Origin of the sequence: Fibrobacter sp. UWP2 (assembly GCF_900141705.1) — a bacterium.
Taxonomy (GTDB): Bacteria; Fibrobacterota; Fibrobacteria; order Fibrobacterales; family Fibrobacteraceae; genus Fibrobacter.
Genome location: NZ_FQYM01000054.1, coordinates 1 through 6,259, shown reverse-complemented (window position 1 = coordinate 6,259; position 6,259 = coordinate 1). Strand labels below are relative to the sequence as shown.

Here is a 6,259-nt window from a genome sequence, read left to right as displayed (position 1 = left end):
GAAAAGAGCATGAAACTACTTGACAATGAAGCGCTAATAGCCTAGATTTACACCAGTTGGAGACCTGGATTTTCAACTAAAAAAGGGACAAATTCACTTTTCGTGCTTTCTTTTCTGTTTTTTCTTTGGGTGTATATGTATTTATATATTGCAATCCATCTTGGGAAATTACATAAGGTTTTGGAATCTTCCCTGTTTCATTGGGTGCGTCCATAATTAACCCTTTTTGAACAAGTCGCTTTAGCAAGTCGCTATTGTTGCAATACGGTGGACGCCGAGCTTCGCTATAAAAATTTTTTACATCTTCAACAGTAAAAACATATGCTGACTCTTGTTTTTGTTCATAATAATATGCAGCAAAAATCACGAAATCTTGATCAGATAGTTCTCCATATTTATTGAGGAACGATACTAAATTCGTTCTTGAGCAATCAATATTATTGCTTGCATTTGAATACGGTAAAGCAGGAGCCGCCGTTTCATTCTGCACAATTTGGTTGTTTGTCGGTGGTTCAATAGTTCTTGCTGTTTCAATACTTTGAATTTTATCTAAGAAAGATGAAGCTGCAGGAACGATGCTTTGGATAAAAACATCTCTTTGTTCCGTCACAGCGTTTGCATCGCCTTCGGCTTCAAATTCAACTTGGCCAATCTTGATTTTAAGTTTCAACTGGTTTTCCATAATGAACTCTTATAATAATCCTGCTTTGTTGTATAACTCCTCAAGCATCACTCTGTACGCTCGGCTTATATCGTCTATATCTTTCCTCATCGCAATATAAGTAATATTGTGTGCTGAACTATTGCCAACATCTCTAAATGTGTCAAAATTATCTGATATTCGCTTGGGTATTTTCAAAACAATATTTCCGGCAGCCTTTTTTGTAATCCCTTCTAACATCATGTGAGTGCCATCTGGTTTCGTAATTTCATTTTCAATGCCATTTTTTTGAAAACTGAGGACCAGAACAATTTCAAATACTCTGCGAAGTAAAACCGCGCAGGCATCATAGCAATTATTTTTATAAGTGTGGTTAATCTGCTTAATTAGTTTATCCAAATAGCTTCGTTTCCCGCAAAATTTACTTTCGTCAAGTAGTTCACTATTGGATACGACTGTTTCAGTATCATTCCAAAAGCTTGCTAATTCCTGGCCCAAATTCTCTAGCTGAATTGGAATAAATTCTAGTGATTCCTTATTTGTTTTTGAAACGATAAAGCTTTTATTTTTTCCCTTTATCAGGTTGCTTTTTAGTCGGGAAACATTTATTTGACTATACCCAAAATCAATAAACCAATGGCTTATATCTGACATTGAAAAAGATGTGACACCATTTTCCTTATACTGATAAAAGCAAATATATTTCGCCTGTTCTGCCTGAACCTTGTCGTCTAATTTCGCCTTTGCTTTATATTCCGATAGAATCATTTTCAGTCATTCCTTGAATGAGATTTTATGGAAAGCTTTCACTACAAATATATATCATGGAAATAAATATTTTTTTAAGGGAATTCAAAAAATTGTCATATTTTTAATGTGTTTGCCTTTTTTTCATCACTTCATTCTGTGAATCACTGTATTCTGTCCCAATTTATCCACTTCTTCTGAATAGGATTTCCGTCATTTTGTCATTTTGTGCCATTTTTATTTTTTATTTTTAAAGCATGTTCAAATACCCAAAGCCCGCAAAAATTGTTGACCAGAACCTTTGTGAACCTATTGCCAAGTATTGTGCCAGTGCGGCTCAATGCAATCTTTTCAATAATGCTGTTCAGACGAAATCAACCGATATTCGCGTCATTGAGCTGTTTGCTGGGGTTGGCGGTTTCCGTATAGGGCTTGAACACGCCTCGCAAAGGTACAAGACGGTCTGGAATAGCCAGTGGGAGCCTTCGACCAAAACGCAGGATGCTTCTGCAATTTATCAGAAACGTTTCGGGGTTGAAGGTCACTCTAACGTTGACATTGCGACTGTTCCAGTTGAAGATATTAGGCCGGGCAACTTGCTTGTCGGTGGTTTCCCCTGTCAAGATTATTCCGTTGCATCGACTTTGAAACGCTCGGGCGGTATCGAAGGCAAAAAGGGCGTTCTCTGGTGGCAGATTCATCGCATTCTTCGCGATAGCAAGAACCCGCCGAAATATCTCTTCCTCGAAAATGTCGACCGTCTTTTGAAATCACCCGTCAAACAGCGTGGTCGCGATTTTGCAATCATTTTGGCTTCGCTTTCAAATCTTGGATATTCTGTGGAATGGCGTGTTGTCAATGCTGCCGATTACGGTATGCCGCAGCGCCGTCGCAGAACATACATTGTCGCCTATAAAGAAGGGACGAAACTCGCAAAAGCAAGCTCGAAAGCTGTTGCGGATGAATGGATCCTGAATGACGGAATTCTTGCTCAGGCGCTAAAGTGCAAACTTTCCGAAAAGGCGAAGAAAAACGAATTTGAAATAGAAGGTGATTTGGTCAAAGTCACGGAAGAATTCAATAAAGGTCAGAAAAAATCTCCGTTCTTCACCGCAGGTTTCATGCGCAACCGCAAAGTCTGCACTTTTGATGTTGTCGCAGACTATTCCGGGAAGAAACTGACTCTCGGCGAATTGCTTGTTGATGAGAAAGATGTTCCTGAAGAATTCTTTATTGACGAGAAAGAACTGCCTAAGTGGGAATACTTGAAGGGCGGAAAATCCGAAAAGAGAAAGACTGCTGAAGGCTTCGAGTACAATTACAGCGAAGGCCCGATGGCATTCCCTGATTTCCTAGACAAACCGTCTCGCACAATCATCACTGGTGAAGGCGGCAAGGGGCCGTCTCGCTTCAAGCATGTCATCAAGACGAAATCTGGACGCTATCGCAGACTCGTTCCTATCGAATTGGAGCGCTTAAATATGTTCCCTGATAACCACACGGAAGGTGCCAGCAATTTGCGTCGCGCCTTCTTGATGGGCAATGCTCTTGTGACCGGTATTGTTGAAGATGTTGGTCGTGTTCTAGAAAAGTGGATATGATATGGCAATAGAAATTGAACATAAATTCACGAAAAGGGATGTGGAAATCCTTTTAGATTGTTGCCTAAATAGAACTTTGGGTGAAATAGACCGAAATCATGTATTTGACAAAACGATAAAGAGCCCTAAAATTACTGGAATTGCTGGCGATGTTATTGAACAGTCGGTATTTGGGTATAAAGCAAATAGCAGTAAAGAACCCGACTTGATTGTTGATGGTGTTAAAACGGAATTAAAAACGACTGGAATTCGTTTTTCGAAGAAAGAAAAGAATAAATACGAAGCAAAAGAACCTGTCTCAATCACAGCAGTTTCACCAAATACGATTATTGATGAGGAATTTAACACCTCTCATTTTTGGCAAAAATTAGAGCACCTTTTATTTGTGTATTACTTGTACTCTTCCGCCAAAAAGACGGTTCCTGCCGCAGAATATGCAGCTTTTTTGGTAAAAGGTTATCAGTTTGTAGAGTTCTCTGATGACGACAAAGAAATTCTCAAACAAGACTGGTTGATTGTTCGTAATTTTATTCAATCGTTAAATAAGAATCCTTCTTTTTATCCCGAAATATCGCATCTTCGAAGCAAATTGTTATTTATTGATACAGCTCCCAAATGGCCTCATCCTCCCAGGTTTCGTTTAAAGCGCAGTTTAGTAACAAGCATTGTCCAAAGTCATTTTAAAGAATCCTTAGAGCAGCTGCCTCAAAAATACGACACTTACAGCGAGATTGATTCCAAGTGCGGCGAAATAACAAGATTGTATAAGGGCTGGACTGTATCTAAATTAGTAAAAGAGTTTGAAATCAACGGAAAAATTGACAAAGGAATAGGAGAAAGGCTCGTTGTTCGTATGTTTGGCGGTTCTGCCAAAAAGATGCAAAAAATCGATTTATTCAACAAAATTGGCTTGATTGGAAAAACAATCGTTCTTACAGAAAAAGGCAAACGTACGGAAGATATGAAGTTGTTCAGAATTGATTTCGACGAAATCATTCCTGACAATAATAATTTTTCCGAATCTGAAATATACGATTTCTTTATCGGAAATCAGGTGCTGTGTATAATGTTTGAAGAGCACGATAAAAACGATTTTGGAAAGAACACTTTTATAGGCTTCAAAAGATTGTCTTTCTCAGATGAGCTTATTGATTTTTGTGTAAAACCCGTATGGGAACGAATTTGGCATCTTGTCATAAACAAAGAATTGAAAGACATTCCTATTCTCGATAAACATGGGAATGTTCGTATAAATAAAACAGGAGTGCCTCAAACAGCTCCGAATTTTCCGAAATCATCGGAAAGTGTTGTATTTGTAAGGGGAGACAGCTCCGATTCAACCAAGAAAACGGAAATCGTTAACGGAATTCGCATGTACCGGCAATATATATGGATAAAGGGGAGTTATGTGTCGGAAATGCTAAAGGAAAAGGATTTTATTTAGGTCGCTTATGAACGAGTATTGCTTTTTCACTTCAGAAGGATTCACATGTTCTCCTATAGGAAAGGACTTGAGCAATTATCAAATTTTAGGTTTTGCATCTGGAGTAAATGAAAAAGAGGCTTTATTTACATTGCTGTTAAATAATAGTTGGATAAAAGAAAGCGGCTTTGAAATAAACAAAATAGAGAGTCGAAAAATTTTTAACACATAGATGCTAATTACGTTCAGCAGGGAGCATCCACGTTAGGGATGGCGACCCCTTGCAAAAGCGTGCAAAACGAGTGTCGCAAAATCATGTTCGCATAATTTTCCCCAAAGAGGATAACTCAACTACGAAACTAAAGTTTCAAGTTTCGTATATATGACCGAGTGAAGCCGCGGACGGCATAGCCGTCCATATAGCCCGACGCGGCGAAGGGTGACAGGGGCCAACCGAGCCGGGGAACGCCCTGTAAAATTTCCTTAAGCCCCTTGCCAACTTTTTAGATATTAGGTACATTAATGCCCGACGTGTTTCTCCGTCTAATGGAGAAATGCGTCTTTTTTATTTCTGGGATTTCAGGATAAAGGGGACGCCTCTAACACTAACCAGCCGCGAAAGTGGCTACATGGAGGCTGTAATGAAGTCAAAAGAAGTTATCTCGGTGAAACTGGTTCAAGATGCCAAGCAAATCATCGAATCTGCGCGAAAAAACGCGGTCAGGAGCGTTGATTTCTGTCGTGTCCAGATGTACTGGAAGCTTGGTAAGCGTATTTTTGAAGAAGAACAGCATGGTAAGAAGCGTGCCGATTACGGGGCGTATATCGTGAAATCGCTTGCTGAAAAGCTGGAAACTGAATACGGGAGCGGTTTTTCTGAGCGGCAAATCAAGTTTTGCAGGCAGTTTTACCGCACTTACCCAATTGGGAACGCACTGCGTTCCCAATTGAACTGGTCGCAATATCGTATGCTGATTCAGATTTCTGACCCCGACAAGCGCGAATATTACGAACTAGAGGCGGTAAACAATTCCTGGAATGGCCGCGAACTCGAACGCCAAATCAACAGCCAGCTATACGAGCGTCTTTTGCTCAGTAACGACAAGGAATCCGTGCTGGCGGTCGCTCGCAAGGAGCGCATCCCTGAAACCCCGCAAGAGGTTATCAAGGATCCGATGATTTTGGAATTTGTTGGATTGAAAATGAATTCGGCCTTTTATGAAACCGATTTGGAAGGCGCGATTATTTCGCACATTACTGATTTTCTACTCGAACTGGGAAAGGGATTCTCCTTTGTTGCTCGGCAGAAGCGGATTATGCTCGAAGACGATGAATTCTTCATCGACCTCGTTCTTTACAACAGGCTGCTTCGCTGTTTTGTGATTATTGAAATCAAGACGGGCAAAATCACGCATCAGGATATAGGCCAACTCCGAAGATGCCCCAAAGTTAGTTGAAATTTCTGCAACCAAAAAGAAAAAGGTGGTCTCCAACTTGTAAATTTGGTTCAGCAAAAAAACACCAAGCAAGAGGATAACCACCATGATGAAAAGTACAAAAAGAACCCCAAAACTGTCAATCGTCCGCCGCGAAGAAATCGACATTTCGACCAGTATCGGGGTGGTTCTGGCCGACCTTGCCGAACAGGGGAAAAGCTGCCTTGACGCGCTGTCGAGGGAGATGGGCGCAAGGCTCGTGGAGGCGATACTCCTGGCCGAAAGGGAACAGCTCGGCGGTGCAGCATACCACCCCAGGGAGGGCTTCAAGAAGTGGTCCAGCCAGGGCGGTTCCGTGTACATCGCGGGCGGCAAGGCGAAGGTGCGCGTA

At 40.9% G+C, this 6,259-nt stretch carries 6 protein-coding genes and 1 pseudogene; 5 read left to right on the top strand and 2 right to left on the bottom strand.

Annotated features, from left to right (window positions below):
* Nucleotides 1-76: 76 nt before the first annotated feature.
* Together BUB55_RS13470 and BUB55_RS13465 are read right to left on the bottom strand one after the other, a co-directional pair.
* Nucleotides 77-682, bottom strand: a complete 606-nt coding sequence (locus BUB55_RS13470; RefSeq protein WP_073192366.1) for a hypothetical protein — start codon at nt 680-682, stop codon at nt 77-79.
* 9 nt (nt 683-691) lie between these two features.
* Nucleotides 692-1,429, bottom strand: a complete 738-nt coding sequence (locus tag BUB55_RS13465) for a DUF4145 domain-containing protein (RefSeq protein ID WP_073192363.1) — start codon at nt 1,427-1,429, stop codon at nt 692-694.
* Nucleotides 1,430-1,665: 236 nt separating this feature from the next.
* Between BUB55_RS13465 and dcm the strand changes: the two genes are divergently transcribed.
* From dcm to BUB55_RS13445, 5 genes and pseudogenes are all read left to right on the top strand, one after another.
* Nucleotides 1,666-3,009 carry a DNA (cytosine-5-)-methyltransferase gene (dcm, locus tag BUB55_RS13460; protein WP_083597046.1) on the top strand — a complete coding sequence of 448 codons (1,344 nt, stop codon included), beginning with the start codon at nt 1,666-1,668 and terminating at the stop codon, nt 3,007-3,009.
* Between the two features lies 1 nt (nt 3,010).
* Nucleotides 3,011-4,453 (top strand): MutH/Sau3AI family endonuclease, encoded by a 1,443-nt coding sequence (locus BUB55_RS13455; RefSeq protein ID WP_073192361.1) that lies wholly within the window; start codon nt 3,011-3,013, stop codon nt 4,451-4,453.
* Nucleotides 4,454-4,460: 7 nt separating this feature from the next.
* A complete protein-coding gene (locus BUB55_RS14115) occupies nt 4,461-4,664 on the top strand; it encodes a hypothetical protein (protein ID WP_143153083.1) in 204 nt (67 codons plus the stop codon).
* A 409-nt stretch (nt 4,665-5,073) separates the two neighbouring features.
* Nucleotides 5,074-5,868, top strand: a pseudogene (locus tag BUB55_RS13450) (PDDEXK nuclease domain-containing protein); the annotation flags it as partial.
* Between the two features lie 106 nt (nt 5,869-5,974).
* The coding region (locus tag BUB55_RS13445) for a hypothetical protein (protein ID WP_143152881.1) at nt 5,975-6,259 on the top strand (285 nt) is incomplete at its 3' end.